Origin of the sequence: Rhizobium phaseoli, assembly GCF_001664385.1 — a bacterium.
Taxonomy (GTDB): domain Bacteria; phylum Pseudomonadota; class Alphaproteobacteria; order Rhizobiales; family Rhizobiaceae; genus Rhizobium; species Rhizobium phaseoli.
On record NZ_CP013532.1, the window covers coordinates 894,171 to 920,508 of the forward strand.

Consider the following 26,338-nt stretch of genomic DNA (forward strand, 5'->3'; position numbering starts at 1 on the left):
GACATCCTGTTCTAGACGAAGAGCGCGAACATAGCCCAATAAATTGCGGCCGCAAGCGTTGCGGAGACCGGCACGGTGACGATCCAGGCGGCGACGATCGTCATGAAATGCGAGCGGCGCACGAGATAACGCCGGCGTCTCTCGTGGATGTTCGGCTCCTCCGGCTCGTCGATATCGAAGCTCTCCGCCTTGCGCCTGATATAGGCGATGCGGCGCTTCGAACGGCGCGTATACCATTCGCGGAAGAAGCCGACGCCGAAGACGGCGCCGACGGCGATATGCGTGGTGCTGACCGGCAGGCCGAGCCAGGAGGCGACGATCACGGTGAAAGCGGTCGACAATGCGACGCAATAGGCCCGCATCGGATTGAGCTTGGTAATCTCCTCGCCGACCAGGCGGATCAGCCGCGGCCCGAACAGCAGCAGGCCGACGGAGATGCCGAGGGCGCCGATCAGCATCACCCAGAGCGGCGGATGCCCGACGCTGCCGTCGCTGCCGAAGCCGATGCCGACCGAATGGACGATCGCCGAAAGCGGCCCGACCGCGTTCGAAACATCGTTTGCGCCATGTGCGAAGGACAGCAGCGCCGCCGAGCCGATCAGCGGCAGCCGAAACAGCACCCGCAGCGAGCTGTTGCGGTTTTCGAGATCCCGCGCCTGGGCGAAAACGAGCGGCCGGGCGGCAAGCCACGTGACCAGCCCGAGGCCGATGCCGATAAGGATGATGGTCAAAGACGGAAACCGGCCGACGGGTGACAGCTGCAGCACCATATAGGCCATGAAGCCGCCGGCCATCACCGCGACCAGCACCGGCACCCAGCGCCGGGCCGCCGCGACCTTGTCGTCGCGATAGATGATGAGGGTCTTGATGAGGTAGAGCAGGCCGGCCGCGATCAGCCCTCCGATCAGCGGCGAGGTGATCCAGCTCGAGGTGATCTCCAGCATCACCCGCCAATTCACCGGCTCCGTGCCGACGGCTGAAATACCGGCGCCGATCACTGCGCCGACGATCGCATGGGTGGTGGAAACCGGCGCGTTCATCCAGGTGGCGAGATTGATCCAGAGGGCCGCTGCCATCAGCGCCGCCATCATGATCCAGCCGAGCATCGCCTGCGGCACCTGGACGGCGTCGACGATGTTGGAGGAAATCGTCTTGACGACCTCGCCGCCGCCGATCGTGGCGCCGAGGACCTCGAAAATCGCGGCGATGACGAGCGCCTGGCCCATCGTCATGGCGCGTGCACCGACGGCCGCACCGACGTTGTTGGTCACGTCGTTGGCGCCGATATTCATCGCCATGTAGCCGGCAAGGGCGGCGGCCGCCACCGCAAGCACCGCTCCCGGGCGGTCGAACACGTAGACACCGGCAAAGATCATCGTCAGGCCGACGAAGATCAGCCCGAGCCCAGGCGCCACCAGCCGCCGCAAGACGTGCTTTGCCACATCCTCGGCATGGGTAATCTTGGCGAGGTCCTTGTCGAGCGTGCGTTTGGTGAGGACGGCGGGACGGGGCGGCATTCTTTTTTCCAAGTATGAATCTGCTTTTACGCTGCCTTTCTAGCAGCGCAAGATGGCAGGATTCATTCCGCCGCGATTTGCTTTGCCGCTGGAGCCTGTTGCTTTGCCCCTTTGGGCGAAAGCCTGTCGCTCATCTTTCGCTTGAAGGCGAGGAGAAGGCCGCGCAGCTCCGGCTCGCGCACACGCCCGGCTGCTTCGTCGAGCGAGACCCATTCGATGCGGCGCTCGCCCTTTTCCTTGAAGTTCTTCGCCATCTCGGTGACTTCGAGCGCATAGACCTGCACCTTGCAAACCACCTGCACTCCGTCGCGCAGCACCTTCGGATAGGTGTAGGCGCCGAGCGTCTCCGTTTCGGCGACGCCGCGGACACCGGCTTCTTCCAAGGCTTCCTGCGCGGCGACCTCATGCGCGCATTTTCCGGTCATCGGCCAGCCCTTGGGAATGACCCAGCGGCCGGTGTCGCGGCTCGTCATCAGGAGCACCTCGACCTCACCGCTCTTCTTTTTCACCCGATAGCAGATTGCACCATATTGCTGTCGCGGCGGCCGCCGGAACATCAGTTGCACATCGGATGCCAATCGGGCGAGAAGAGTCAATTGTCGGGTCACCTTTACAGTGGTTGTTAGGAATCACTCATATACGTTACATGTATCATGGAAAGCTTACGCAATCCAAAAGTCGCGAGGACGGCCGAAACGCGGTGTGATCGCTGTTCATAGGGGAAGTCGAGCTGGGGCTGGCTCGAAAAACCGTCACGTCCTGTCTCGAATGCGTCATGTTGCACAGGTGTACAATATGAGCCCGTCATGCCCCCTAAGCAATGGCGGCGCCAATTGTTCCAACAGGATTTTTGTAAATGTGGCAACTATGCCTCGCCTTCGCGCGGAGGCCGCCTTCGCGCAGTTAACGTTCCCAATAGGGAACCGGGCCGTAAAGCTCGGTGAGATAGTCGATGAACAGCCGCACCTTAGCGGGCAGGAACTGCCGGCTGGGATAAACGGCCGACAGCGTGACATTGTGCGAGCCCTCATAGGCCGGCAGCACCTGCACAAGGCGGCCGGCCTTGAGCTCTTCGCCGATATCCCAGGTGGAGCGCAGCGCGATTCCGAGGCCTGATATGACAGCCTCGCGGATCACTTCGCTGGAGTTCGTGATCAGCATGCCTTCCGGCCGCAGGCTGAGCGCCCCTTCCGGCCCGGTCAGCCGCCATGCGTCGCCATTATGCGCCGGCAGGCAGCGATGGTGTTTCAGATCGTCGATATCCCTCGGCTCACCATGCGCCGCCAGATAATCCGGCGAAGCACAGAGCAGCCGGCGCACCGGCGCCAGCCGCCGGGCGACGAGGCTGGAATCGGTCAGTTCGGCGATGCGGATTGCCAGATCGAAGCCGCCGCCGATGATGTCGCTGAATTCGTCGGTCAGCACCAGGTTGATCGCAAGGTCCGGATGGGCCTGCATGAACGCTTTCAGGTGCGGCGCGATATGCATGCGGCCGAAGGAGGTCGGCGCCGAAACCTTGAGCGTCCCGTGCATTTGCGCCGAGCGGCCGGAAATGTAAAATTCGGCCTCCTCCAGACCGGCGAGAATGCCGAGAACGCGGTCGTAGAAACCCTGGCCGGCCTCCGTCAGCGAAATCTGCCGCGTCGTGCGCTGTAAAAGCCGGGTACCGAGCCGATCCTCCAGCCGCTTGATCCGTTTGGAAACGACCGCAGGGGAAAAGCCGAGCATGCGCCCGGCGAGCGACATGCTTCCCGTCGAGACGACCTTGGCAAAGATTTCGAGATCACCCAGATTGGTCATAAGCTCTTGTTACTTTTTCCCCTTTCGGCATAAGTGCTTAGCATTTGCGCCACTATTGGGAAAGTGCTAAGCCGGGCTTGCGGCGGCAGGAAGGATCCGACACCCGTTCCAGCCGCCATCTCCCGTCGTCATCTTCCGGGAGGCCAGGGAGAAGGCCATGTCCGACGCCATTCCGTTTCTTGCACCCCGCACCGATGTCCTGGCCCGGCGCTCTCAGATCGTCGCCGATCTTACCGATCTGCTGCCGCCGGAATGCCTGGTGCATGAGGCGCGCGAGCTGGTCCCCTTCGAGACCGACGCCTTCGTTTCCTATCGCCGCCTGCCGCTCGCCGTTGCCCTGCCGCGCACCACGGCCGAGGTTTCTGCCGTCATGCGTTATTGCCATCGCTATGGCGTTCCCGTCGTGCCGCGCGGCGCCGGCACATCGCTGTCCGGCGGCGCCATTCCGCAGGAGGATGCCGTCGTGCTCGGCCTGTCGAAGATGAACCGGATCCTCGAGATCGATCTGCCCAACCGCGTCGCCGTGGTGCAGGCCGGCGTGACCAATCTCAATATCTCCGAGTCGGTGTCGGCGGACGGGTTTTTCTATGCGCCCGACCCGAGTTCGCAGCTTGCCTGCACCATCGGCGGCAATATCGGCATGAATTCCGGCGGCGCCCACTGTCTGAAATACGGTGTGACAACCAACAATCTGCTCGGCGTACGGATGGTGCTGGTCGACGGCACGGTAATCGAGCTCGGCGGCAAGGCGCTGGATGCGGGCGGCTATGACCTGCTTGGCCTCGTCTGCGGCCATGAAGGCCAGCTCGGCATCGTCACCGAGGCGACGGTGCGGCTGATCGCCAAGCCCGAAGGCGCGCGCCCGGTGCTCTTCGGCTTCGAGAGCTCGGAAGAGGCCGGCGCCTGCGTCGCCGATGTCATTGCCGCCGGCATCATCCCCGTTGCGATCGAATTCATGGACAAGCCGGCGATCGAGATCTGCGAGGCTTTCGCCCATGCCGGCTACCCCCTCGATGTCGGCGCGCTGCTGATCGTCGAGGTCGAGGGATCGGAGGCGGAAATGGACGCCATGCTGAAGGACGTGGTCGACATCGCCCGCAGGCGCGGCGTGAAGACCGTGCGCGAATGCCAGTCCGCCACCGAAGCGGCGCTGATCTGGAAGGGCCGCAAGTCCGCCTTCGGCGCCACCGGCCGCATCGCCGATTATATCTGCATGGACGGCACCGTGCCGCTCAGCCAGCTGTCGCACGTGCTGAAGAAGACCGCCGAGATCGTCGATCACTATGGGCTACGCGTCGCCAACGTCTTCCATGCCGGCGATGGCAACATGCATCCGCTGATCCTCTTCAACGCCAACGATCCCGACGATGCCGCCCGTGCCGAAGCCGCCGGCAACGATATCCTGAAGCTGTGCGTCGACGCCGGCGGCTGCCTCACCGGCGAGCATGGCGTGGGCATCGAAAAGCGTGACCTGATGCGGCATCAGTATTCGGAGGCCGATCTCGCCCAGCAGATGGCGGTGCGTGCTGCCTTCGATCCGGGCTGGCTGCTCAACCCGTCGAAGGTCTTTCCGCTCGAAGGACGCCCCGCCGCATGATCGATCTGATGCCGACGAGCGAGGAACAGGCGGCGGCGATCGTCCGCACCCATGCGCAGATGAACCGGCCACTCGCGATCTGCGGCGGCGATACGCGTTCGGGTTTCGGCAATGCCGTTGCAGCCGAAGACCGGCTGCGATCGACCAGGCTTTCCGGCATCGTCGCCTACAATCCCGGCGAGATGGTCATGACAGCCCGTTCGGGTACGCCGCTTGCCGAGGTCGAGGCGGCGCTGTCCGAAAATAGCCAGATGCTTGCCTTCGAGCCGATGGATCATCGCCCCATTATGGCAAGGTCGGGCGAGCCGACCATCGGCGGCGTCTTTGCCGCCAATGTCTCTGGCCCGCGCCGCCTCATCGCGGGCGCTGCCCGCGACAGTTTGCTCGGGGTGCGCTTCGTCAACGGCAGCGGCGAGATCATCAAGGCCGGCGGCCGGGTGATGAAGAATGTCACCGGCCTCGATCTCGTCAAGCTGATCGCCGGATCGCACGGCACGCTGGGTTTTCTGACTGAAGTCACCTTTCGCGTGCCTCCGCGCCCGAAGACGGAACGGACGGTGGTTCTCTCAGGCCTCAACGATGCCGAAGCGGCCAGCGCCATGGCGACGGCGATGGCGCTGCCGGTCGAAGTCTCGGGTGCGGCCCATCTGCCTTTGACGGTGACGTGGAAATTCCTCGCCGGCAAATTGCCGGAGGGCGAGGCGACGGTTCTGCGCATCGAGGGCTTGGCTGGCTCTGTCGAGGTGCGTGTCGAAAAGCTTGCGGCGGCAATGTCCGCCTTCGCCACGGTCACGCAGCTGGATGAGAGGGAAAGCCAGAGGCTTTGGCGGGAAATCCGCGATGTGCTGCCTTATGCCGACGGCACGGGTCGGCCGGTCTGGCGCGTCTCGGTCGCCCCCGGCACCGGCCATCAGCTCGTCGCAACGCTCCGTCTCGAAGCCGGCGTCGATGCCTTTTATGATTGGCAAGGCGGCCTCGTCTGGATGCGCATGGAAGCGGAGCCGGAGGCCGAACTGATCCGCCGCTTCGTTAAAGGGCTCGGCGGTGGTCACGCGACGCTGATCCGCGCCTCCGTTGCGGCAAGGGCGGCGACCGCCGCCTTTCATCCGGAGCCCGAGGCGGTGGCGATGTTGTCGCGGCGGGTGAAGGAGAAGTTCGATCCGGCGGGGATATTGAATCCGGGGAAAATGGGGTGGTGAAGATGCTCGTTGCCGACTGCCCACGCTCGATGGATTGCTCGAGGGTGCCTCTTGCACGGGAGGCCGCGTAAATGCAAACCAACTTCACCCCCGCCCAGCTCGCGGACCCCGATGTCGCCGAATCGGAAAAAATCCTGCGCAAATGCGTCCATTGCGGCTTCTGCACCGCCACCTGTCCCACCTATGTGACGCTCGGCAACGAACTCGACAGCCCGCGCGGGCGCATATACCTGATCAAGGACATGCTGGAAAACGGCCGGCCCGCCGATGCCGAGGTCGTCACCCATATTGACCGCTGTCTCTCCTGCCTTGCCTGCGTCACCACCTGTCCCTCCGGCGTCGACTATATGCATCTGGTCGATCACGCCCGCGCCCATATCGAAAAGACCTACAAGCGTCCCTTCATGAACAGGCTGACGCGCGATCTCCTGGCCGCGGTGCTGCCCTATCCCGGCCGGTTTCGCCTGGCGCTTCATCTCGCCCGCCTTGGCCGGCCTTTCGCCGGCCTGATGCGCGGGGCGGCACTCAAACCCTTTGCCGCCATGCTGGCGCTTGCGCCGCGGCGCCTGCCGGCTGCCTCGGATCTTTCAAAACCCGGCACCTACCGGCCCGAGGCGGAGCGGCGCGGCCGGGTGGCGATCCTGTCAGGCTGCGCCCAGCCGGTGCTTGATCCCGGCATCAACGCCGCGGCGATCCGGCTGTTGACGCGGCTCGGTATCGAGGTCGTGGCGCCGGAAGGCGAGGTCTGCTGCGGCTCGCTCGTCCATCACATGGGCCGCGCCGATCAGGCGCTTCAAAGCGCCCGAGCCAATGTCGATGTCTGGACACGCGAGATCGAGACGCAGGGGCTCGATGCGATCATCATCACCGCTTCGGGCTGCGGCACGACGATCAAGGATTACGGCCACATGCTGCGCCTCGACCCCGCCTATGCGGCCAAGGCGGCCAGCGTCTCGGCGCTGGCAAAGGACATCACCGAATATCTGGCGACCCTCGAGCTGCCGGCGCATATGCCAAGGGGCATTACGGTCGCCTATCATTCCGCCTGTTCGATGCAGCACGGCCAGCGCATCACTCTGGCGCCGAAGTCACTGCTGAAAGCGGCAGGCTTTACGGTGCGCGATCCGGCCGAAGGCCATCTCTGCTGCGGCTCGGCCGGCACCTACAACATCATGCAGCCGGAGATCTCGGCGGCGCTGAAGGCACGCAAGGTCAGGAATATCGAAGCGACCAAGGCCGACATCATCGCCACCGGCAATATCGGCTGCATCACCCAGATCGCCACCGGCACCGCTATCCCGATCCTGCATACGGTCGAGCTGCTCGATTGGGCCTATGGCGGCGCTATGCCGGAAAAATTAACAGGTTTGCCCTTAGGCTGAAGGGAATGCAGCAGGCCCATTCGGGCCGCTCCTGGGGAGATTGGGCGATGTGGCGGGGAATGATTTTACTTGCGGGACTGCTCACGGCCGGCGCGGCCCATGCCGACAGCCGCTTATTCTGTTCCGCCGATGACGCGCAGGCGCGCTTTACCCTCGAAAGCGGTTTTGCAAGCGACGCCGGCCACAGGCTCAACCATTTCCGCGGCGCCCTTATTGTCAAGGATCCCGCGCAAGCGCCGGCCTTTTCGAAACGCGTGTTCGAATCGCAGCATCTGAGCAACCACTGGGCGCGCGATGGCGAACTGCTGTTGGAAGTCTTTGACGAAGGCGGTGACGATACGGGCGGCGCAACACTGGATCTGGTGGTGGTCGCCGGCGTGCGCGGCAAGCCGTCGGCAAATTTCAGCGGCACCTATTCCCTGACGATCGAGGGTGGCAGCAAGCCTTATGCTGTCGAGGGCAAGGTCAGTTGCGGCACGAAGTAGAGCAATTTCAGGAAAAGTGTGAAGCGGTTTTCCGTCCGAAATTGCGCCAAACAAAAGGTTAGAGCGGTCCTGCTTTCATGAAAAGCTGAACCGCTCTAACGCCGCAGCTGAAATTCAATTCATTACCAGTGGAACGAGACGCCGACATTGACGGCGTTGGTGAAGATGTTGGTCTTCAGGTCCACGCCGCTGTCGATCGGAACGTCGACGCGCGAATAGGTGCCCTTATATTCGACGAAGGTCGACCAGCGGTCGGTCACCTTGAAATCGACGCCGGCCTGGGCCTGCAGCGTCACGCCGCCGAATTCGTAGGCCCAGGTCTTACCCTCGGGGCGAATCACCTCGACATGCGGAATGTTCACGCCGATGCCGGCGCCGAGATAAGGCGTCCAGCGGCGGCTCGGATCCTGGAATCGATAGAGCCCGTTCACCGTCAGCAGGTTCAGACCGTCGGTGAATTCGAAATGCGACCAGCCGGTCTTCGCGAGCGTGTCGTCGTCGGCATAGACCTTGTCATGGGTGTAATCCAGCGAGATACCCCAGTTCGGCTTGTTGAAATTTTCGAGCCACCAGGTGACACGGCCGCCGTAGTAGGGCGGCGCGCCAAAGGATTTGCCTTCCCAGCCGGCGGTGAAGTGCGTGCCGTCGGAAAGATCGACGCCGCTGTGCGGTGCCGTCTGATAGCCGCCGTAGATGGAGAATTGCAGGTCTTCCGCCGAGGCGGAGGCTGCCGAACAGAATGTGAAAAACGCGATGCCCGCAAGCAGGGAGGCGGAAGAACGCAGCGCATATGTCATTGAATAGCCCCGATATTGCAAATATGTCGACTCCTAGGCACGTCTGCCAGCTTTCCGCCGCAAAGTCCAAGAGAAATAAAAGGCGCCTCTAAAAAGCGCCTTCGTTTTTTGAGAGGTGTTGCTCAGCCGCCGAACATGGTGCGCAGCACGTCGATGCCCCTGTCCTCGAAGGCGACCTTGCCCTGCTTGTTGCCGGGGCCGATGACGATCACCTTGGTGCCGACGGGCGCGCGATCGTAAAGATGCGTCACGTCCTCGTTCATCATGCGGATGCAGCCGGAGGACATGTTCAGGCCGATCGTCCAGGGCTGATTTGTGCCGTGGATGCGGAAGATGGTGTCGCGGCCGCCCTGATAGAGATACATGGCCCGCGCACCGAGCGGATTGTCCTCGCCGCCTTCCTGGTAGGCAGGGATGATGTGACCCTTGGCGGCTTCGCGGCGGCGCATTTCAGCGGGCGGCGTCCATGCCGGCCATTCGGCCTTGCGGCCGATCTTGACGATGCCCGACCAGCCGAAGCCGTCGCGGCCGACGCCGATGCCGTAGCGGGTGGCCCGGTTGTTGCCCTCGACGAGGTAGAGATATTTGTTGTTGGTATCGATGATGACGGTGCCGGCCGCTTCCGTCGTCATCAGATGGACTTTCTTGCGCTTGAACTGCGGCTTCACATATTTCGGCATCTGCGCCACGCGCACGATCTGGGCCGGGCGCTGCGTATTGTCGGAGCCGGCCGGCGCTGCGAAGGCGGATGCAGACATCAAGGACAGAACAAGTCCGGCCGCGGCCAGACCTGGCATCAATTTGATCATGATTGATTCCCCTCAAGCAAATTCGCCCGAAGCTACATGAACTTCTGCCCGATTCAAGATCGGCCCGGCTGGATTAAGCAATTTCGGCAAAGGAAGCCGCCTGTTCTTGCGGCTTCCAAGATCTCGTGTGTGCCATTACATGACGATGACGCGGGTTCCGACGCTGACGCGGTCATAGAGGTCGACGACGTCTTCGTTGCGCAGCCGGATGCAGCCGGAGGAAACGGCGCTGCCGATCGACCAGGGCGCATTGGTGCCGTGGATGCGGTAGAGCGTCGAGCCGAGATACATGGCGCGGGCGCCGAGAGGGTTTTCGGGGCCGCCATCCATGCGCGCCGGCAGGTAATGACCCTTGGCGGCTTCGCGGCTGATCATCTCCGAAGGCGGCGTCCAGTCCGGCCATTCCTGCTTGCGGGTAATCTTGTGGGCGCCGGCCCATTCGAAGCCGGGCTTGCCGACGCCGACGCCGTAACGGCGCGCCTTGCCGCCGTCCATCACCAGGTAGAGAAAGCGGTTGTTGGTATCGATGACGATCGTGCCGGGCTTTTCCTGGGTGTCGTAGTCGACCATCTGCGGCAGGAATTGCGGCTCGATCGGATGGCGGATCGAAGGGATGCCGGGATTGATAGCCGAGACGGTCTGCGGTGCCGGCTGCGGCGCCTGGCGAATGATGCGGCGCTGGAAAAGCCCGCGCTGCTGCGGCTGAACGACCGGCCGTTGATAGACGACGGGACGAACCGTGCCGCCGCCGAGCTGGTTGATCCACGGCGCCGTCAGATCGGGGCTGAGCACGACAGGCGGGCGGGTGGCATAGCGGTCGTCGGCAAGGGTGCTCGTGGAGAAGGCGCCGAAGAGGGCTGCGGCAAGAACAAGCTGTTTCATCATCGGACGGACTCTCTACAAATGGCCGAAAATGGTTTGGCGGGACAGGTCCGCCCGGGCGGAGATGTTCCGCCCGCAAAGACGCTGCCACCTGATCCGCCAGCGAATGGTAAAGATCGATTCCTGAGAAGCCGGCCGGGCGGATAAACTTTTCGTCAGGGTTACCGTTCGGTTTGGAAAGACGGTTTGCAAATGGTAAAGCCGGAATCACGACCGGAAAACGAAACCGCCCCGGCGGAATGAAGGATCATGAGCGCGACTGGCATCATCATCGGCGAAGACGGCAGGAGCCGGTGCCACTGGCACGCCAATCTGCCCGATTATCTTAAATATCATGACGAGGAATGGGGCCGTCCTGTCATCAACGACATTCGCCTCTTCGAGAAGATCTGCCTCGAAGGCTTCCAGTCCGGCCTTTCCTGGCTGACCATCCTGCGCAAGCGGGAGAATTTCCGTGCCGCCTTTGCCGGCTTCGACTTCGACAAGGTCGCTCTCTTCGGCGAGGCGGATGTCGATCGCTGCCTTGGCGATGCCGGGATCATCCGCCATCGCGGCAAGATCGTCTCAACCATCAACAATGCCAGGCGCGCCATCGCGCTGCGGGACGAATTCGGCTCGCTTGCCCATTATTTCTGGGGTTACGAGCCCGGCCACAACGAGCGGCCGGCCGTGGTCGACCGTGACCATATCGTCGCCAATCCGACGACGCCCACCTCGGTGGTCATTTCGAAAGATCTGAAGAAGCGCGGCTGGACCTTTGTCGGCCCCACCACAGTTTATGCTTTCATGCAGGCGATGGGTCTCGTCAACGATCATCTGGAGGGCTGCTTCTGCCGCCCCGAGGTGGAGGCAATGCGCGCCGTCCTGGTTCGACCATGAAAGGTCTGTCCGTGAAAATATCGATTGCTGCCCTTGTCCTGTTCTTGCTGCCGATCTCAGCGATGGCGCAGACGCCGCAGCTCGATCCCGGCGAGAAGCTGGAGAAGCTGCAATTCCCCGCCGTCACCATGCAGCTCAAGGGCTGGACGAAATTCGGCAACAGCCATGTCTACACGCTGCCGGTGCGCGCCGGCCAGCACATCAAGATCAGCTTTGCCACCAAGAGCAAGTTCGCCTTCCTGGCGATCTTCGACCTGTCGAAGCCCGACGACGAGGCTTTCTTCGGCACCGACGAGGACGGCATGAATTTTCAGACGACGGCGAAGGAAAACACCACCTGGCTGCTGCGCCCCTATTATTCCAAGGTCTCGCCGCGCCGCGGCCTCGGCGCGCCCTTCAGCATCCTGATCGAGCCGCTGGCGGCCGCTCCGCCGCAACCGCAGCAGCCGGCCGAGCCGGAGCAGCCGTCGCTGTTTCCAAAGGCGCCGCCCAAGCCACAATAGAGCATGTCTCGCAAAAGTGTGCGGCGGTTTTGCGTTAAAGACACGCGTAAAACAAAGACCGATCGGACGGCATCTATCGGCCTATGCCAGCCGGTCGATCAGCTCGCGCAATTCGCCGAGATGGCCGATCTTGCGGAAACGCGGCGCTTCCGTCGGCTCGTCGACATGTTCCAGCACCCAGGTGAGTTCGTGTGGCACGAAGACGCCGTAGCTGCCGGCCGCGATTGCAGGCACGATATCCGATTTCAGTGAATTGCCGACCATCATCGCCCGCTCCGGTCCGTCGCCGACCTTGGCGAAGATGCGGCGATAGGTGATGGCGGTCTTGTCGGAAACGATCTCGACGGCATCGAAGAAATCACCGAGCCCGGATTGGGCAAGCTTGCGCTCCTGGTCGAACAGATCGCCCTTGGTGATCATCACGAGCAGATATTTGCCGGCAAGCGCCTCCAGCGTGTCGCGCGCATGCGGCATGGTCTCGACCGGGTGGGACAGCAGATCACGGCCGGTGTCGAGGATTTTGGCGATGACGCTCGAGGGAACCTTGCCCTCGGTGATCTCGATCGCCGTCTCGATCATCGACAGCGTGAAACCCTTGATGCCGAAGCCGTAATGGCGAAGGTTGCGTTTCTCGGCTTCCAGCAGCCGCTCGGAAATCTTCGGTCCTTCGGCGAAATCGGCAAGGAGCTTGGTAAAATGCGCTTCGGTCAGCCGGTAATATTGTTCGTTCTGCCAAAGCGTATCGTCGGCATCGAAGCCGATCGTTGTCAGTGCTCGCGTCGTCACATGCGCACCTCTTGAATTATGGCCGGCAATCTATCGGCCGCCTGTGTCGAGACAAGGGCGCCGGGCCCGCGGGGCGCCAAGTCCCGACGTTGAAAAGCGCCGCCGTCGCCCTACATCGAATTGGCCTCACCCTGCAGCCAGCCACGGCTGTGCCTGTCGCGCGCAGGCCAATAATCAAAAATGAAGTTCTGAAGTTCGCAAGCCCCCTTGCGGCAGACACAAAGGATTTTTTCGACCATGCGTTACAATCAACTTGGAAATACGGGACTTTTCGTCTCGGAAATCTGCCTGGGCACGATGACCTTCGGCGAAGCCCAGCAAGGCAGCATGTGGGGCGCCATCGCCGATGTCGACCAGAATGCGGCCGACCGGATCGTCGAGCGCTCGCTGGCGGCGGGCGTCAATTTCATCGATACGGCTGACGTCTATTCCTCCGGCGAATCCGAAAGGCTGCTCGGCCAGGCGCTGAAGAACCTCGACGTTCCCCGCAAGGATGTCGTCATCGCCACCAAGGTTTACGGCGTCATGGGCGACAAGCCGAACGACCGCGGCGCCTCGCGCGGCCATATCATGGATTCCGTAGAGGCGAGCCTGAAGCGGCTGCAGACGGATCATATCGACCTCTACCAGATCCACGCGACCGATACGGTGACGCCGATCGAGGAGACGCTGCGCGCCTTCGACGATCTCGTTTCCCGTGGCCTCGTGCGCTATATCGGCGTCTCCAACTGGCAGGCCTGGCGCATTGCCAAGGCGCTCGGCCTTTCCGAACGCCGCGGCTTTGCCCGCTTCGAGACGGTGCAGGCCTATTATTCCATCGCCGGCCGCGATCTCGAACGTGACATCGTGCCGATGATGCAGGAGGAAAAGCTCGGGCTGATGGTCTGGTCGCCGCTCGCCGGCGGGCTCTTGTCCGGCAAATATGGCCCCGGTGCGCCCGGCAATGGCGAAGGCCGTCGCGCCAGCTTCGATTTTCCGCCGGTCGACAGGGACAGGGCCTGGGCCTGCGTCGCCGTCATGCGCGAGATCGCCGAAAAGCGCGGCGCCAGCGTCGCCACCGTCGCGCTCGCCTATATCCTCGCCAAGCCTTTCGTCACATCGGTCATCATCGGCGCCAAGCGTGTCGACCAGCTCGACCAGAACCTCGCCGCCGTCAAGCTGAAGCTCGACGAGGACGATATGACGAGGCTCGACGAGGTAAGCGCGCTTGCTCCCGAATATCCGGGCTGGATGCTGTCGCGGCAGGGCGCCGGTCGCCGGCCGGCGGACTTCGAGCCGAAAGGCTGAGATCATTGTAAAACTCTTGCGGAACGCCGGATATTCCGGCGTTCACAGTTTTTGCAAGCCTCGCTCTTTACTCGGCGTCATCCTCGGCCTTGTGCCGAGGATCTGCTGGGCTCGTTGCAGATGCTCGGGGCAAGCCCGAGCATGACGAAAGAGGAGTGGCCGAGTCTATTGGCTGTCAAGAACGGCCGCTCACTTCCCATGAGCCTTCAGCCAAGTGTCCATTTCGGCGATTTCGCTTTCCTGTGCCTTGATGATGGCTTCTGCGAGCTTTCGCAGATCGGGATCCTTGCCATATTGAAGCTCGATCTTGGCCATGTCGATCGCGCCCTGATGGTGTGGGATCATGCCGCGAACGAAATCCTTATCGGCGTCGCCGCTATATTTGATCATCATATCCTTGTGCATCTTGTCGTTCGCCTTCTTGAACGCCTTGCTGGAGGCGTCATGGCCGGCCATCGGTTTGCTCATGTCCATGGGCATGTCTTCGGCAAGAGTGGGGACGGCAACGACTGCCAACATTGCGGTGAGGGCGATAATTTTCAAAGACATGAGAGTTCCTTCCTCTGTCTGACAATAGGTTTGCGGCCGGCTAAGGCCGCTCGTTTCTGCGTGAATGAAGCGTGACGTCAGGACAGTCGGGGAGGGGGAGCCTGCGGAGCGGGCCGATCGTCGTCCAGGGCCCGGGCGAGCGCCGGGATGGGATAGGCGAAACCAGGCTTTGCGCTGTCGACGACCATGATGGCCGGCGGCAGCAGCAGACAGGCGCTGCAAAGCGGCATATGCGCGGCGTTGCCGGTAGAGCAGGGGTCTTTCAAGGGATCGGCCTTGCCCGCCGCATCAGGCCTATGCATACCGGCCATCTGATGGTGCATGGCGCCGGCTTCGCCAGCAACGGGCGCATTCATCGACACGCAGGTCGGACAGCCTGCCCAAGCGGACATGGCGCTGTAGACCAACCAGCCGAGAACCATCGTGATGAGGGCGAGCGTGCGCATGTCGTTTCATATAGGGGAAGGCCGGCGGCAATCCAAGCCGTCAGTCGCGGTCTGGTGTCTCACCAGGCGGCCATGACCTTATGTTCGATCCGGTAATCCCGGCTTTCCTCGCCGAGCGGCGCGACCGGCCATGTCCAGCTGGCTTTTGCCGGCGGCGGTGAAACGCCGTGCAGCAGGTCGGCCTCCTCATGCGTCTTGCCGTTGCGGTCGATGACGGCATAGGCGATATCGGTCACCAGGCAATGGCGGCAGGAGAGCCCCGAAAGCCCGGCCAAGTGCGCGGCAATCAGCCTTTCCACCGTATCTTCAGGCATGCGTCCGGCCTCGGCGTCGTAGCGCCGTTTCACGCCGCGGCCGATTTGCGACAGGAGATTGGCCGAAACCACGAAATCGAGATAGGGCACGGTGCGCAGGAAGCCGAGCGGTTCCGGCGCTCTGCCGGCGGCAAGATCGTCATAGCCGGAGAGATCGCGCTCGATCAGCCTGATATTGCGATAACCCTTGGCCGCAAGCCATAGGCGCACCGAGGCGAGATGGACGAGATCGACCAGCACGACGGTGTCGAACTCGTGAGCCAGTGCCTCGATCGGCACGTCGCGCAGCAGACCGGAGCCGAGCACGACGGCGGTGCGCTTCTGCCTGAGACCGGCCGCTGCCGCGCGGATCGCGTTCCCACTCATCGTCTCATGTTCGGCCCAATCCCGGGCGCAGCGCCCGGCCCGTGACCAGAGATTGACGGAATAACGGATGAACTTTCGATGCGCCTTGCCGGTCAGCGGCCATGACGCGGCATAGAGAAGCGCTTCAGCGATCATGATGCATATCCCGCGTTTCGGATGGATACCCCGTTCAATCGATTCTGGCAGCGACATCAAGACCCTTCGCCCTTGCCGCTCCCCGCCCGATCGGTTAGGAAACCGCCACTGTCACAGTCAGCGGAATTCCCGGAAATGAACGACAAGCAGAAGAAACCGCAAAAGCTCAAGGCCCGCCTGCCGCGCGGCTTCGTCGACCGGGCGGCCGGCGATATCCGCGCCGTCAACGAGATGACGGCAAAGATCCGCGAAGTCTATGAGCATTATGGTTTCGATCCTGTGGAAACGCCGCTGTTCGAATATACCGATGCGCTCGGCAAGTTCCTGCCCGACAGCGACCGGCCGAACGAGGGCGTCTTCTCGCTGCAGGATGACGACGAGCAGTGGATGTCGCTGCGTTACGACCTGACGGCGCCGCTCGCCCGCCATGTCGCCGAGAATTTCAACGAGATCCAGCTGCCTTACCGCACCTATCGCGCCGGCTACGTCTTTCGCAACGAGAAGCCGGGCCCCGGCCGTTTCCGCCAGTTCATGCAGTTCGATGCCGATACGGTCGGCGCGCCGGGCGTCCAGGCCGACGCTGAGATGTGCATGATGATGGCCGATACGCTTGAAGCCCTCGGCATCAAGCGCGGCGACTATGTCATCCGCGTCAACAACCGCAAGGTCCTGGACGGTGTGCTGGAGGCTATCGGCCTCGGCGGCGACGACAAGGCCGGTCAGCGGCTCAACGTGCTGCGCGCCATCGACAAGCTCGACAAGTTCGGCCCGGAAGGCGTGGCCCTGCTGCTCGGTCCCGGCCGCAAGGATGAGTCCGGCGACTTCACCAAGGGCGCCGGCCTCGACCAGGCGCAGATCGACAAGGTGCTGTTCTTCGTCGGCATCGCGGATTATGCCGAAAGTGCTGGCCAGCTCGCCGAACTGGTTGCCGGAACGTCGAAGGGCGGCGAAGGCGTCGAGGAACTGAACTTCATCGGCGCGCTTGTTGCGAGCGCCGGCTACCAGTCCGATCGCATCAAGATCGATCCCTCCGTCGTGCGCGGCCTCGAATATTATACCGGCCCGGTTTATGAGGCCGAATTGAGCTTCGACGTCACCAACGAGAAGGGCGAAAAGGTCGTCTTCGGTTCGGTCGGCGGCGGTGGTCGTTATGATGGTCTCGTCTCGCGTTTCATGGGCCAGCCGGTTCCGGCGACGGGCTTTTCGATCGGCGTCTCCCGATTGATGACGGCGCTGAAGAATCTCGGCAAGCTCGGCGCCAGCGAAGTGACCGAGCCGGTGCTGGTGACCGTCATGGACGGCGATGTCGAGGCGATGGGCCGTTATCAGAAGATGACGCAGGCGCTGCGCGCCGCCGGCATCCGCGCCGAGATGTTCCAGGGCAACTGGAAGAAGTTCGGCAACCAGCTGAAATATGCCGACCGCCGCGGCTGCCCCGTCGCGATCATCCAGGGCGGCGACGAACGCGCAACCGGCGTCGTGCAGATCAAGGATCTGATCGAGGGCAAGCGGCTCTCCGGCGAGATCGAGGACAATGCCAGCTGGCGCGAAGCGCGCGTGGCACAGGAGACGGTGCCGGAAGCCGACCTCGTCGCCAAGGTGAGGGAGATCCTTGCGGTGCAGGCGGAGGATCGGAAGAGGGCGAGTGATGCGCAGTAAACCCCTCCCCAACCCCTCCCCACACTGGGGAGGGGCTTTAACAGGCGCCGCTGTGCCCAACTCAACATTTGCTTCATCGGAGGTCCTCTCGATTTGGTTCGACGATCGCCGCGGGTTAGTCCCTCCCCCTTGTGGGGAGGGGTTGGGGAGGGGACTTTTCCTGGGAGCTACACCATGCCCCTGATCAACCTCCCCGAATTTTCCGCCGAGCTGCTCTCCGAATTCGACGCCCGCAAGGCCGAGCGCATCGATACGCCCGTCATTCAGCCGGCCGAGCCGTTCCTCGACATCGCCGGCGAGGATCTGCGCCGGCGCATCTTCATGACCGAGAGCGAAACCGGCGCCAGCCTTTGCCTGCGTCCTGAGTTCACCATCCCCGTCTGTCTGCGCCACATCGAGACGGCGACCGGCACGCCGAAGCGTTACGCCTATCTCGGCGAGGTCTTCCGCCAGCGCCGTGACGGCGCCAATGAATTCTACCAGGCTGGCATCGAGGATCTCGGCGATATCAACATACCGAGCGCCGATGCCCGCGCCATCGGCGATGCCACCGGCATTCTCGCCCGCCTGCTGCCGGGCCGGCGCCTGTCGGTGACGCTGGGCGACCAGGCGGTGTTCGAGGCGGTCGTTCAGGCGCTCGGCCTGCCGCTCGGCTGGCAGAAGCGGCTGATCCATGCCTTCGGCAACATGACACAACTGGAGGCGCTGCTGGCCGGTCTCGTCAGCCCGCAATTCGTCACCGGGCTGGATGACGATATCGCCAGGCTTATCGCTGCCGGCGACGAACAGGCGCTGATCGCCCATATCGAGCAGGAAATGCAGGCAACGGGCTATTCGACCAATGCCAGCCGTTCGCCGCCGGAGATTGCCCGGCGGCTCAAGGAAAAGCTCGTCCTGTCCGAGACGCGTCTCGACGACGCGGCCTTCCATGTGCTGGAAGAGTTCCTGTCGCTGCACGTGCCGCTCGTCAACGCGTCGGCGGCGCTCGCCGGTTTTGCCGATGCCGCCGGCTTGAAGCTCGGCAATGCACTGTCCCGTTTCAACGGTCGCGTCGGCGCCCTTGCCGATGCCGGCGTCGATCTCTCCTGCCTGGATTATCGCGCCGCCTTCGGACGGCCGCTCGATTATTACACCGGTCTCGTCTTCGAGGTGACGGCGGAAGGCTCGAGCGCGGTTCTGGCCGGCGGCGGCCGCTTCGATAGGCTCCTGACTTTCCTCGGCGCAACCGACCGCATTCCGGCCGTCGGCTTCTCCTTCTGGCTCGACCGCATCGAAACCGAAAGGGCAGCCGCATGACCATCACAATCGCGCTTCCCTCCAAGGGCCGGATGAAGGACGACGCTTCGGCGATCTTCGAGCGCGCCGGCATGCCGATAACGGCCGTCGGCAACGACCGCTCCTATCGCGGCCGCGTCGAAGGCTGGGACGATGTCGAGGTGGCCTTCCTTTCGGCTTCCGAGATTTCCCGCGAACTCGGCAACGGCACTGTCGATTTCGGCGTCACCGGCGAGGATCTGATGCGGGAAGGTTTTGCCGAGGTCGACAAGCGTGTCGAATTCTGCGCCCGCCTCGGCTTCGGCCATGCCGATGTCGTCGTCGCCGTGCCGGAGATCTGGCTGGATGTAGAGACCATGGCCGATCTCGGTGACGTCGCCGCCGATTTCCGCGCCCGCCATTCCCGGCGTCTTGCCATCGCCACCAAATATTGGCGCCTGACCCAGCAGTTCTTTTCGAGCCAGCACGGCATCCAGCTCTACCGCATCGTCGAGAGCCTCGGCGCCACCGAGGGGGCGCCCGCCTCCGGCTCGGCCGATATCATCGTCGATATCACCTCCACCGGCTCGACGCTGCGCGCCAACCATCTAAAGGTGCTCCAGGACGGCGTCATCCTGCATTCGCAGGCCTGCCTTGTGCGCGCCCGCAAGGAAAGCCATGCCGATGAACCCGTCGTGCAGGCGATTATCGAGGCGGTGCGCGCGGCTCTCTGATTTCGGCCATCAGGCCACAAGCAAAAACCCGCCGTCGGATGACGGCGGGTTTTTCATGTCTGGGAGGATGTCTGTTCTATCAGGCGGCAGCGTAGGCGCCACGGCGGGCGTCGAGCGAGTAGGCGCCTGCGCCATTGGTGGCGAGCATGACATAGGCGCCGGCGAGCGTGATGTTCTTCAGGAAGTTGACGAAGTTCAGGCCACTGAGCCAGGCGTTGGCGGCAGCCGGGAAATCCGGAACGTTGATCGGCGAGAAGTGGAAGACGAAGCCGGTGAAGACACAGAAGACGGCGAGCAGCCAGCCGACGATGCGGACCTGGAAACCGACGAGCACGGCAACACCGGCAACCAGTTCGAACAGGCCGGCGAGATAGGTGAGCGCGGTGGCAGCCGGCAGGCCGGCGCCGGCGATCATGCCGGCGGTCGAGGCCGGATCGGTCAGCTTGCCGAAGCCGGCGAAGATGAACATGAAGGAAAGCAGAATGCGGGCTATCAGGATGAGGACGTTATTCGACATGGACGGTGTCTCCGGTTGAATGGTTCTGGAGATCTGGTGCCCCGGCACTCTGTGATCTCTGGTGCCTCCTATGTCGCTTTTTTTCGTCGTCATGGAAAGATAAACAGAAGCGGACAGTTCGTTCAATAATATGGAACGATATCCTGGCTTGCCTTTGTCGAGCCCGGTCTCTTATGGTTCGGCGCCGAACTTGGAGACTCCGATGGCAGATTTGTCCGCATTTCCGATCACGACTCGCTGGCCGGCGAAAAATTCCGACATCATCCAACTCTATTCGCTTCAGACGCCGAACGGGGTGAAGGTATCCGTCGCCCTCGAAGAGCTCGGGCTCCCCTATGAGCCGCATTATGTTTCCTTCGCCGCCAACGAACAGAAGTCACCGGAGTTCGAATCCCTAAATCCGAACGGCCGCATTCCGGCGATTATCGATCCGAACGGGCCAGGCGGCAAACCGATCGGCCTTTTCGAATCCGGCGCCATCCTGCTCTATCTCGCGGAAAAGACCGGCAAGCTCATCCCCGAGGATGCCGCCGGCCGTTACGAATGCATTCAGTGGGTGTTTTTCCAGATGGCCGGCATCGGCCCGATGTTCGGCCAGTTCGGGCATTTCTATAAATCCGCTGCCGACAAGGTCGCCAACAATTCCTATCCGGTGGAACGCTATCGCGACGAATCCAAGCGGCTGCTCGGCGTGCTCGAAGGCCGGCTGAAGGGCCGGCAATGGATCATGGGCGATCAGTATACGATCGCCGACATCACCACCTTCACCTGGGTCCGCGGCGCCGACATCTTCTATGGCGGCCGCGAGGTCCTCGACTATGCGAGTTTCCCCGCGGTTTCCGATTGGCTGGAACGCTGCATCGCCCGTCCGGCCAGCGCCAGGGGGCTCAATATTCCGGTCAAGCCGGAGTAGTTGACGGCCAGAGATCGCCGCCTGCCCCTCATCCACCTGCCGGCACCTTCTCCCCGCACGGGGGGCGAAGGGGATATGCCGCTACCTCTCCGTCAGCCACTTACCTCCCGCACGGCACGTCCCCTCTCCCCGTAAAACGGGGAGAGGGTTAGGGTGAGGGGCAGACGTTCCCGCCCGCCTCTATTGCCGGTTGGCGATCTGCCTCGCACCTTCGAGCTTGAAGCGCGGAAAGACGAAGACGCCGGCCATGCTGCCGCTGTATTTCTCCTCAAGCCCGTTTGACTCGCCCATGCAGAACAGCGGCTGGCGCAAGCCGTTCGGCATGATGATAGTCGTCGAAAAGCAGAAGGAGGAGCAATGTGTTGCCGCCTGTTCGAACAGTTCCAGCACGTGATTGCGATCTCCGGAATCGTAGCATCGGATCAGATTCAGCAGTCCGCATTCCTCTGTGGAAAGGCCGTGCAGTATGGCGCTCCACTTGCCGAGACGAAGCACCCCGCTCGACAGATCCCCGGTCCAGCTTTCGGAAACGGAAAACTGCGCCAGCATCTCGTGCTGTTGATTATTGTCGTTCATCGAGCCGGGCAGCATCGGTACGGCTGCATTGGCTTTGGCAATCTTGAACACGGGCGTTCCCTCGTTCGCATGCGGCTCCTCCGCCGCACGCTCGGCAAACACTAGAGACAGGCTTATGCAGCAGCGGGCATAATGCCCGCGCCCATATCGGCGATCATTGCCACGGCCATCCGAGCCTCCGAACCGGAGCCCTTTGAAACCATCTATTCTGGCATCGCCTTCCCGCGCTCGTCTGACAGCGAAAATAATCGCCGGGCGCGCTTCAATTGCAGCGCGGATTTATAGGAACTTTTGCACAAACGGCAACGGCTTTTTAAGGGGTGTTCGGATCGAGATCCTTTTACCGGAAATGTCGGCCCCCGCGCTGCTTGGCGAGAATGGAGCCCAGGAGCTCAATTTTCGGCGCTTTTTCCTGGTTTCGCCTCACTTGGCGGGAGATAGATCGCCGCAAGACGACGATTGCCCGCACGTTGCGTGGAGAGAAATACAGGCAGCGGCGCAAGCCTCGCAAAAGCTTGGGCCGCCGGCACATACGATGCACGGCACAAAATCGCGCGCAATGGAACGAATCGTTTTCGGACGAAGCTTACGGCAAAGAAAAAGGGCGACCCGAGGGCCGCCCTTCCTGTTCCGGATGCCGGAATGAGTGCAGGCTTCGCCTATCACATCATGTCCATGCCGCCAGTTCAGCGCGCTTGACGCGCTGAACCATCTTGGATGATGGGCGGATTCATGGACGATGCTGTGAAAGGCCGTTGGCCTATCACATCATGTCCATTCCGCCCATTCCGCCCATGCCGCCCGGCATAGCCGGAGCGTCCTTCTTCGGCAGCTCGGCGATCATGGCTTCGGTGGTGATCAGCAGCGATGCAACGGAAGCGGCATCCTGCAGGGCGGTGCGAACGACCTTGACCGGGTCGATGATGCCCATGCCGATCATGTCGCCATATTCGCCGGTCTGGGCGTTGTAACCCCAGTTGTCCTGATCCTTGTCGAGGATCTTGCCGACAACGATCGAGGCTTCGTCGCCTGCGTTCTCAGCGATCTGGCGGGCCGGAGCCTGCAGCGCGCGGCGAACGATGTTGACGCCGGCTTCCTGGTCGTCGTTGATACCCTTGGCGGTGATCTTGACGGAGGAGCGCAGCAGGGCAACGCCGCCGCCCGGTACGATACCTTCCTGAACGGCAGCGCGCGTCGCGTTGAGGGCGTCGTCGATGCGGTCCTTCTTTTCCTTCACTTCGACTTCCGTCGAGCCGCCGACGCGGATGACGGCAACGCCGCCAGCGAGCTTGGCAAGGCGTTCCTGCAGCTTCTCGCGGTCGTAGTCGGAGGTGGTTTCTTCGATCTGGGCCTTGATCTGGGCAACACGGCCTTCGATGTCGGACTTGGCGCCCGAACCGTCGACGATCGTGGTGTTTTCCTTGGAGATCGAAACCTTCTTGGCACGGCCGAGCATGTCGAGCGTGACGCTCTCGAGCTTGATGCCGAGGTCTTCGGAGATCACGGTGCCGCCCGTCAGGATGGCGATGTCTTCGAGCATGGCCTTGCGGCGGTCGCCGAAGCCAGGAGCCTTGACGGCAGCGATCTTCAGGCCGCCGCGCAGCTTGTTGACGACGAGCGTTGCAAGGGCTTCGCCTTCGACGTCTTCAGCGATGATGAGGAGCGGCTTGCCGGTCTGGACGACAGCTTCGAGAACCGGGAGCATCGACTGCAGGTTCGAGAGCTTCTTCTCGTGGAGGAGAATGAAGACGTCTTCGAGGTCGGCGACCATCTTTTCCGGGTTGGTGACGAAGTAGGGGCTGAGGTAGCCGCGGTCGAACTGCATGCCTTCGACGACTTCGAGTTCGGTTTCGGCGGTCTTGGCTTCTTCAACCGTGATGACGCCTTCGTTGCCGACCTTCTGCATGGCTTCAGCAATGTCGAGGCCAACCTGGCGCTCGCCGTTTGCCGAGATCGTGCCGACCTGGGCGACTTCTTCCGAGGTGTTGATCTTCTTGGCCTTGGCCTGGAGATCCTTGACGACTTCGGCGACGGCGAGATCGATGCCGCGCTTCAGGTCCATCGGGTTCATGCCGGCGGCAACAGCCTTGGCGCCTTCGCGAACAATCGCCTGGGCAAGAACGGTTGCAGTCGTCGTGCCGTCGCCGGCGATGTCGTTGGTCTTCGAAGCAACTTCGCGGACCATCTGGGCGCCCATGTTTTCGAACTTGTCTTCGAGTTCGATTTCCTTGGCGACCGAAACGCCGTCCTTGGTGATGCGCGGCGCGCCGAAGGACTTGTCGATGATGACGTTACGACCCTTCGGGCCGAGCGTGACCTTGACTGCATCGGCGAGAATGTCGACGCCGCGCAGCATCTTTTCGCGCGCGGTGCGGCCAAACTTGATTTCTTTAGCTGCCATGTTTGTGACTCCTGAATTCGATTTGTTCGGGCAAAGGCCCGTCAGTCATTTCGGGAAAGCGGATCGGCAATCAGCCGATGATGCCCATGATGTCGGCTTCCTTCATGATCAGAAGGTCTTCGCCGTTGATCTTGACTTCGGTGCCGGACCACTTGCCGAACAGCACGCGGTCGCCAGCCTTGACGTCGAGTGCGACGACCTTGCCGGACTCGTCACGAGCGCCGGAACCGACGGCGACGATTTCGCCTTCCTGCGGCTTTTCCTTGGCGGTGTCGGGAATGATGATCCCGCCCTTGGTCTTCTCTTCGGACTCGACGCGACGAACGACGACGCGGTCGTGAAGCGGACGGAAATTGGTGCTTGCCATTGTCTAATCCCTCGATCGAATGACATTCGCGGACCGGAGCGGCCCACATGGATAGGTGTTAGCACTCCCTTGCGGTGAGTGCTAGCGACGAGCATTTAGGGATGGCTCCGAAAGGAGTCAATGAGAGCAATCACGAATTTTTGTGCCGGAATTGTGAAGAGACCGGAGAAATGCCGGAGATTCCGGCCGAACCCTCTGTCGCGGGCGCACCTTGTCGATTACGGGCCGGTTTGTCGCGACAGGGCTTTGCCGTGGCCGGCGCTAAGAAAATGCCTTGCCATCGTCCTGCGCCTTTGCAATGTCACCGGTGACTGCAGCAACTCGGGACATTGGAATGGCCAAGCGGATAGAAACCTTCTCTGAGATCACCGATCGCTATGACGTGGTGCTCTGTGATGTCTGGGGCGTCGTTCACAACGGTGTCGATCCGTTCCCGAAGGCTGCTGCCGCCCTTCAGGCCGCCCGCGAGAGCGGCCTCGCCGTCGTCCTCATCACCAATTCGCCGCGCCTTTCCTGGCAGGTCGTCGAGCAATTGCGTCATATCGGCGTGCCCGACAGCGCCTATGACAGGATCGTCACCTCGGGCGACGTCACGCGCGGGCTGATTTCCGAGGGGCCGAAGACGGTCTTTCTGCTCGGCCCCGAACGCGACAAGGCGCTTCTCGAAGGCATTGGCGTCGAGCGGGCGCCATCCGGCGAAGCGCGATCGCTCGTCTGCACCGGCTTTTTCGACGATGAGACCGAGAAGCCGGAAGATTACACCGACATGCTTCTGGATTTTCAGGCGCGCGAGGTGCCGATGATCTGTGCCAATCCCGACCTCGTTGTCGAGCGCGGTCACCGCATCATTCCCTGCGCCGGCGCCATGGCCGCCTATTATGAGCAGCTCGGCGGCAAAACCCGCATCGCCGGCAAACCGCACCGGCCGATTTACGAGGCGACGCTGGCCGCTGCCCGCGAACTTCGCGGCGAGGTGCCGGCCGAGCGCGTGCTGGCGATCGGCGACGGCATGCCGACCGATGTCCGTGGCGCCTTGAATTTTGGCCTCGACCTTCTCTACATCAGCGGCGGGATTCACGCCAAGGAATACACCTTAAATGGCGAAACCGACGAGGCAATCCTCAACGCCTACCTCGAACGGGAAAACGCCGCGCCGAAGTGGTGGATGCCGCGCCTTGCATAAAGAGAAGCCAGCCGATGACCGTCTTCCACCGCAATGAAACCCGCGATCCCTTGCCCGCCCATCTCCGGGGCGGGGTGATCGCCATCGGCAATTTCGACGGCGTCCATCGCGGCCATCAATCGGTGCTGAACCGCGCGCTCGAGATCGCAAGGGCGCGCGGCATCCCCGCTCTGGTGCTGACCTTCGAGCCGCATCCGCGCACCGTCTTCCGGCCGCAGACCCCGGTGTTCCGCCTGACACCCGCGCCGCTCAAGGCCCGTATCCTGGAAACGCTGGGGTTCAACGCCGTCATCGAATATCCTTTCGACTACGAGTTCTCGCAGCGCTCGGCCGATGATTTCATTCATTCGATTCTGAAGGATTGGCTCGGCGCCTCCGAAGTCGTCACCGGCTTCGATTTCCATTTCGGCCGCAACCGCGAAGGCGGCCCCGCCTTCCTGATGAATGCCGGCCAGACCTACGGCTTCGGCGTCACACTGATCGATGCCTTCCGCGACGAAAATGCCGACGTCGTCTCGTCGAGCCATATTCGCGCCTTGCTGAAGGAGGGCGAGGTCAGCCAGGTCGCCGGCATGCTCGGTTACCGCTATACGGTCGAGGCGGAGGTGATCGACGGCGAAAAGCTCGGCCGGCAGCTTGGCTTCCCCACCGCCAACATGCGCCTGCCGCCGGAGGCCGAACTTGCCGCCGGCATCTACGCCGTCCGCTTCCGCCGCCAGGACGGAACGCTCCACGATGCGGTGGCCAGCTATGGCCGCCGGCCGACGGTGACGGAAAACGGCGCGCCGCTGCTTGAAACCTATCTCTTCGATTTCAGCGGCGATCTCTACGGCCAGCTCTGCGCCGTCTCCTTCTTCGGCTATATGAGACCGGAGCTGAAGTTCGACGGTCTCGATCCGCTCGTCGCCCAGATCAAGCGCGACGAGGAGGAGGCGAGGGCGCTGCTGGCGGGGGTGAAACCGCTCGGCGAACTCGACCGGAAGCTCTGCTTTTCCTGAGCC

General features: G+C 62.5%; 27 protein-coding genes. 13 read left to right on the forward strand and 14 right to left on the reverse strand.

What is annotated here, in order from left to right; all coding sequences use genetic code 11:
* Positions 1-11 precede the first annotated feature (11 nt).
* The 3 genes from AMC88_RS04300 to AMC88_RS04310 all read right to left on the reverse strand — a co-directional run bounded on the left by AMC88_RS04300 (position 12) and on the right by AMC88_RS04310 (position 3,317).
* Positions 12-1,517 carry an inorganic phosphate transporter gene (locus AMC88_RS04300; RefSeq protein WP_064824858.1) on the reverse strand — a complete coding sequence of 502 codons (1,506 nt, stop codon included), beginning with the start codon at positions 1,515-1,517 and terminating at the stop codon, positions 12-14.
* 62 nt (positions 1,518-1,579) lie between these two features.
* A complete protein-coding gene (locus AMC88_RS04305) occupies positions 1,580-2,113 on the reverse strand; it encodes an NUDIX hydrolase (protein ID WP_064824859.1) in 534 nt (177 codons plus the stop codon).
* A 307-nt stretch (positions 2,114-2,420) separates the two neighbouring features.
* Complete coding sequence (locus tag AMC88_RS04310) at positions 2,421-3,317, reverse strand: LysR family transcriptional regulator (RefSeq protein WP_064824860.1); 897 nt, start codon at positions 3,315-3,317, stop codon at positions 2,421-2,423.
* A gap of 157 nt (positions 3,318-3,474) precedes the next feature.
* On the opposite strand from AMC88_RS04310, the gene AMC88_RS04315 reads away from it, so the two are divergent.
* The 4 genes from AMC88_RS04315 (at position 3,475) to AMC88_RS04330 (ending at position 7,980) form a co-directional block, all read left to right on the forward strand.
* Positions 3,475-4,914, forward strand: coding sequence for an FAD-linked oxidase C-terminal domain-containing protein (locus AMC88_RS04315; RefSeq protein WP_064824861.1), 1,440 nt, complete (start codon positions 3,475-3,477; stop codon positions 4,912-4,914).
* Positions 4,911-6,113: a glycolate oxidase subunit GlcE gene (gene glcE / locus AMC88_RS04320; protein WP_064821392.1), complete on the forward strand. Its 1,203-nt coding sequence runs from the start codon at positions 4,911-4,913 to the stop codon at positions 6,111-6,113. Before AMC88_RS04315 ends, glcE begins: the two co-directional genes overlap by 4 nt.
* Before the next feature lie 71 nt (positions 6,114-6,184).
* On the forward strand, positions 6,185-7,495 hold the full coding sequence (gene glcF / locus AMC88_RS04325) for a glycolate oxidase subunit GlcF (RefSeq protein ID WP_064821393.1): 1,311 nt from the start codon (positions 6,185-6,187) through the stop codon (positions 7,493-7,495).
* 47 nt (positions 7,496-7,542) lie between these two features.
* Positions 7,543-7,980, forward strand: a complete 438-nt coding sequence (locus AMC88_RS04330) for a hypothetical protein (RefSeq protein WP_064821394.1) — start codon at positions 7,543-7,545, stop codon at positions 7,978-7,980.
* A gap of 122 nt (positions 7,981-8,102) precedes the next feature.
* On the opposite strand, the gene AMC88_RS04335 is transcribed toward AMC88_RS04330, so the two are convergent.
* The 3 genes from AMC88_RS04335 to AMC88_RS04345 all read right to left on the reverse strand — a co-directional run bounded on the left by AMC88_RS04335 (position 8,103) and on the right by AMC88_RS04345 (position 10,471).
* Positions 8,103-8,777, reverse strand: a complete 675-nt coding sequence (locus tag AMC88_RS04335; RefSeq protein ID WP_012482809.1) for an outer membrane protein — start codon at positions 8,775-8,777, stop codon at positions 8,103-8,105.
* 122 nt (positions 8,778-8,899) lie between these two features.
* Entirely contained in the window at positions 8,900-9,586 is a 687-nt protein-coding gene (locus AMC88_RS04340) for a L,D-transpeptidase (protein WP_010022519.1), read from the reverse strand.
* Between the two features lie 135 nt (positions 9,587-9,721).
* Positions 9,722-10,471, reverse strand: coding sequence for a L,D-transpeptidase (locus AMC88_RS04345; protein WP_012482811.1), 750 nt, complete (start codon positions 10,469-10,471; stop codon positions 9,722-9,724).
* Positions 10,472-10,717: 246 nt separating this feature from the next.
* Between AMC88_RS04345 and AMC88_RS04350 the strand changes: the two genes are divergently transcribed.
* Positions 10,718-11,347: a DNA-3-methyladenine glycosylase I gene (locus AMC88_RS04350; protein ID WP_012482812.1), complete on the forward strand. Its 630-nt coding sequence runs from the start codon at positions 10,718-10,720 to the stop codon at positions 11,345-11,347.
* Positions 11,344-11,850 carry a hypothetical protein gene (locus AMC88_RS04355; protein WP_012482813.1) on the forward strand — a complete coding sequence of 169 codons (507 nt, stop codon included), beginning with the start codon at positions 11,344-11,346 and terminating at the stop codon, positions 11,848-11,850. The genes AMC88_RS04350 and AMC88_RS04355 overlap by 4 nt, the downstream gene beginning before the upstream one ends.
* A gap of 81 nt (positions 11,851-11,931) precedes the next feature.
* Here the strand turns inward: AMC88_RS04355 and AMC88_RS04360 are convergent, their stop codons facing one another.
* Complete coding sequence (locus tag AMC88_RS04360; RefSeq protein ID WP_010009585.1) at positions 11,932-12,636, reverse strand: HAD family hydrolase; 705 nt, start codon at positions 12,634-12,636, stop codon at positions 11,932-11,934.
* Positions 12,637-12,873: 237 nt separating this feature from the next.
* On the opposite strand from AMC88_RS04360, the gene AMC88_RS04365 reads away from it, so the two are divergent.
* Positions 12,874-13,923 (forward strand): aldo/keto reductase, encoded by a 1,050-nt coding sequence (locus AMC88_RS04365; RefSeq protein ID WP_012482814.1) that lies wholly within the window; start codon positions 12,874-12,876, stop codon positions 13,921-13,923.
* A gap of 189 nt (positions 13,924-14,112) precedes the next feature.
* Here AMC88_RS04365 and copM read toward each other — a convergent pair whose 3' ends face one another.
* The 3 genes from copM to AMC88_RS04380 form a co-directional block, all read right to left on the reverse strand.
* Positions 14,113-14,472, reverse strand: coding sequence for a CopM family metallochaperone (gene copM / locus AMC88_RS04370; protein WP_012482815.1), 360 nt, complete (start codon positions 14,470-14,472; stop codon positions 14,113-14,115).
* A 77-nt stretch (positions 14,473-14,549) separates the two neighbouring features.
* Positions 14,550-14,918, reverse strand: coding sequence for a hypothetical protein (locus tag AMC88_RS04375; protein ID WP_012482816.1), 369 nt, complete (start codon positions 14,916-14,918; stop codon positions 14,550-14,552).
* A gap of 59 nt (positions 14,919-14,977) precedes the next feature.
* Complete coding sequence (locus AMC88_RS04380) at positions 14,978-15,733, reverse strand: hypothetical protein (protein ID WP_012482817.1); 756 nt, start codon at positions 15,731-15,733, stop codon at positions 14,978-14,980.
* A 135-nt stretch (positions 15,734-15,868) separates the two neighbouring features.
* Here AMC88_RS04380 and hisS point away from each other — a divergent pair, with 135 nt between their 5' ends.
* From hisS to hisG, 3 genes are all read left to right on the forward strand, one after another.
* Positions 15,869-17,392 (forward strand): histidine--tRNA ligase, encoded by a 1,524-nt coding sequence (hisS, locus tag AMC88_RS04385; protein WP_041683554.1) that lies wholly within the window; start codon positions 15,869-15,871, stop codon positions 17,390-17,392.
* A 174-nt stretch (positions 17,393-17,566) separates the two neighbouring features.
* The gene (locus AMC88_RS04390; RefSeq protein WP_012482819.1) at positions 17,567-18,688 is read left to right on the forward strand and encodes an ATP phosphoribosyltransferase regulatory subunit; all 1,122 of its coding nucleotides are present in this window, start codon (positions 17,567-17,569) and stop codon (positions 18,686-18,688) included.
* Positions 18,685-19,380 carry an ATP phosphoribosyltransferase gene (hisG, locus tag AMC88_RS04395; RefSeq protein ID WP_004675323.1) on the forward strand — a complete coding sequence of 232 codons (696 nt, stop codon included), beginning with the start codon at positions 18,685-18,687 and terminating at the stop codon, positions 19,378-19,380. The genes AMC88_RS04390 and hisG overlap by 4 nt, the downstream gene beginning before the upstream one ends.
* A gap of 79 nt (positions 19,381-19,459) precedes the next feature.
* Here the strand turns inward: hisG and AMC88_RS04400 are convergent, their stop codons facing one another.
* Positions 19,460-19,897, reverse strand: a complete 438-nt coding sequence (locus AMC88_RS04400; RefSeq protein ID WP_012482820.1) for a DoxX family protein — start codon at positions 19,895-19,897, stop codon at positions 19,460-19,462.
* A 202-nt stretch (positions 19,898-20,099) separates the two neighbouring features.
* On the opposite strand from AMC88_RS04400, the gene AMC88_RS04405 reads away from it, so the two are divergent.
* On the forward strand, positions 20,100-20,810 hold the full coding sequence (locus tag AMC88_RS04405) for a glutathione S-transferase family protein (RefSeq protein WP_037143620.1): 711 nt from the start codon (positions 20,100-20,102) through the stop codon (positions 20,808-20,810).
* A gap of 180 nt (positions 20,811-20,990) precedes the next feature.
* Here AMC88_RS04405 and AMC88_RS04410 read toward each other — a convergent pair whose 3' ends face one another.
* From AMC88_RS04410 to groES, 3 genes are all read right to left on the reverse strand, one after another.
* A complete protein-coding gene (locus tag AMC88_RS04410; protein ID WP_064823063.1) occupies positions 20,991-21,437 on the reverse strand; it encodes a hypothetical protein in 447 nt (148 codons plus the stop codon).
* Positions 21,438-22,149: 712 nt separating this feature from the next.
* Positions 22,150-23,787, reverse strand: a complete 1,638-nt coding sequence (groL, locus tag AMC88_RS04415; protein WP_012482824.1) for a chaperonin GroEL — start codon at positions 23,785-23,787, stop codon at positions 22,150-22,152.
* Between the two features lie 70 nt (positions 23,788-23,857).
* Positions 23,858-24,154, reverse strand: coding sequence for a co-chaperone GroES (gene groES, locus AMC88_RS04420; protein ID WP_004675403.1), 297 nt, complete (start codon positions 24,152-24,154; stop codon positions 23,858-23,860).
* A 334-nt stretch (positions 24,155-24,488) separates the two neighbouring features.
* On the opposite strand from groES, the gene AMC88_RS04425 reads away from it, so the two are divergent.
* Both AMC88_RS04425 and AMC88_RS04430 read left to right on the forward strand, forming a co-directional pair.
* Positions 24,489-25,337 carry a TIGR01459 family HAD-type hydrolase gene (locus tag AMC88_RS04425; RefSeq protein ID WP_012482825.1) on the forward strand — a complete coding sequence of 283 codons (849 nt, stop codon included), beginning with the start codon at positions 24,489-24,491 and terminating at the stop codon, positions 25,335-25,337.
* 14 nt (positions 25,338-25,351) lie between these two features.
* Complete coding sequence (locus tag AMC88_RS04430) at positions 25,352-26,335, forward strand: bifunctional riboflavin kinase/FAD synthetase (protein WP_064821399.1); 984 nt, start codon at positions 25,352-25,354, stop codon at positions 26,333-26,335.
* Positions 26,336-26,338: the final 3 nt, after the last annotated feature.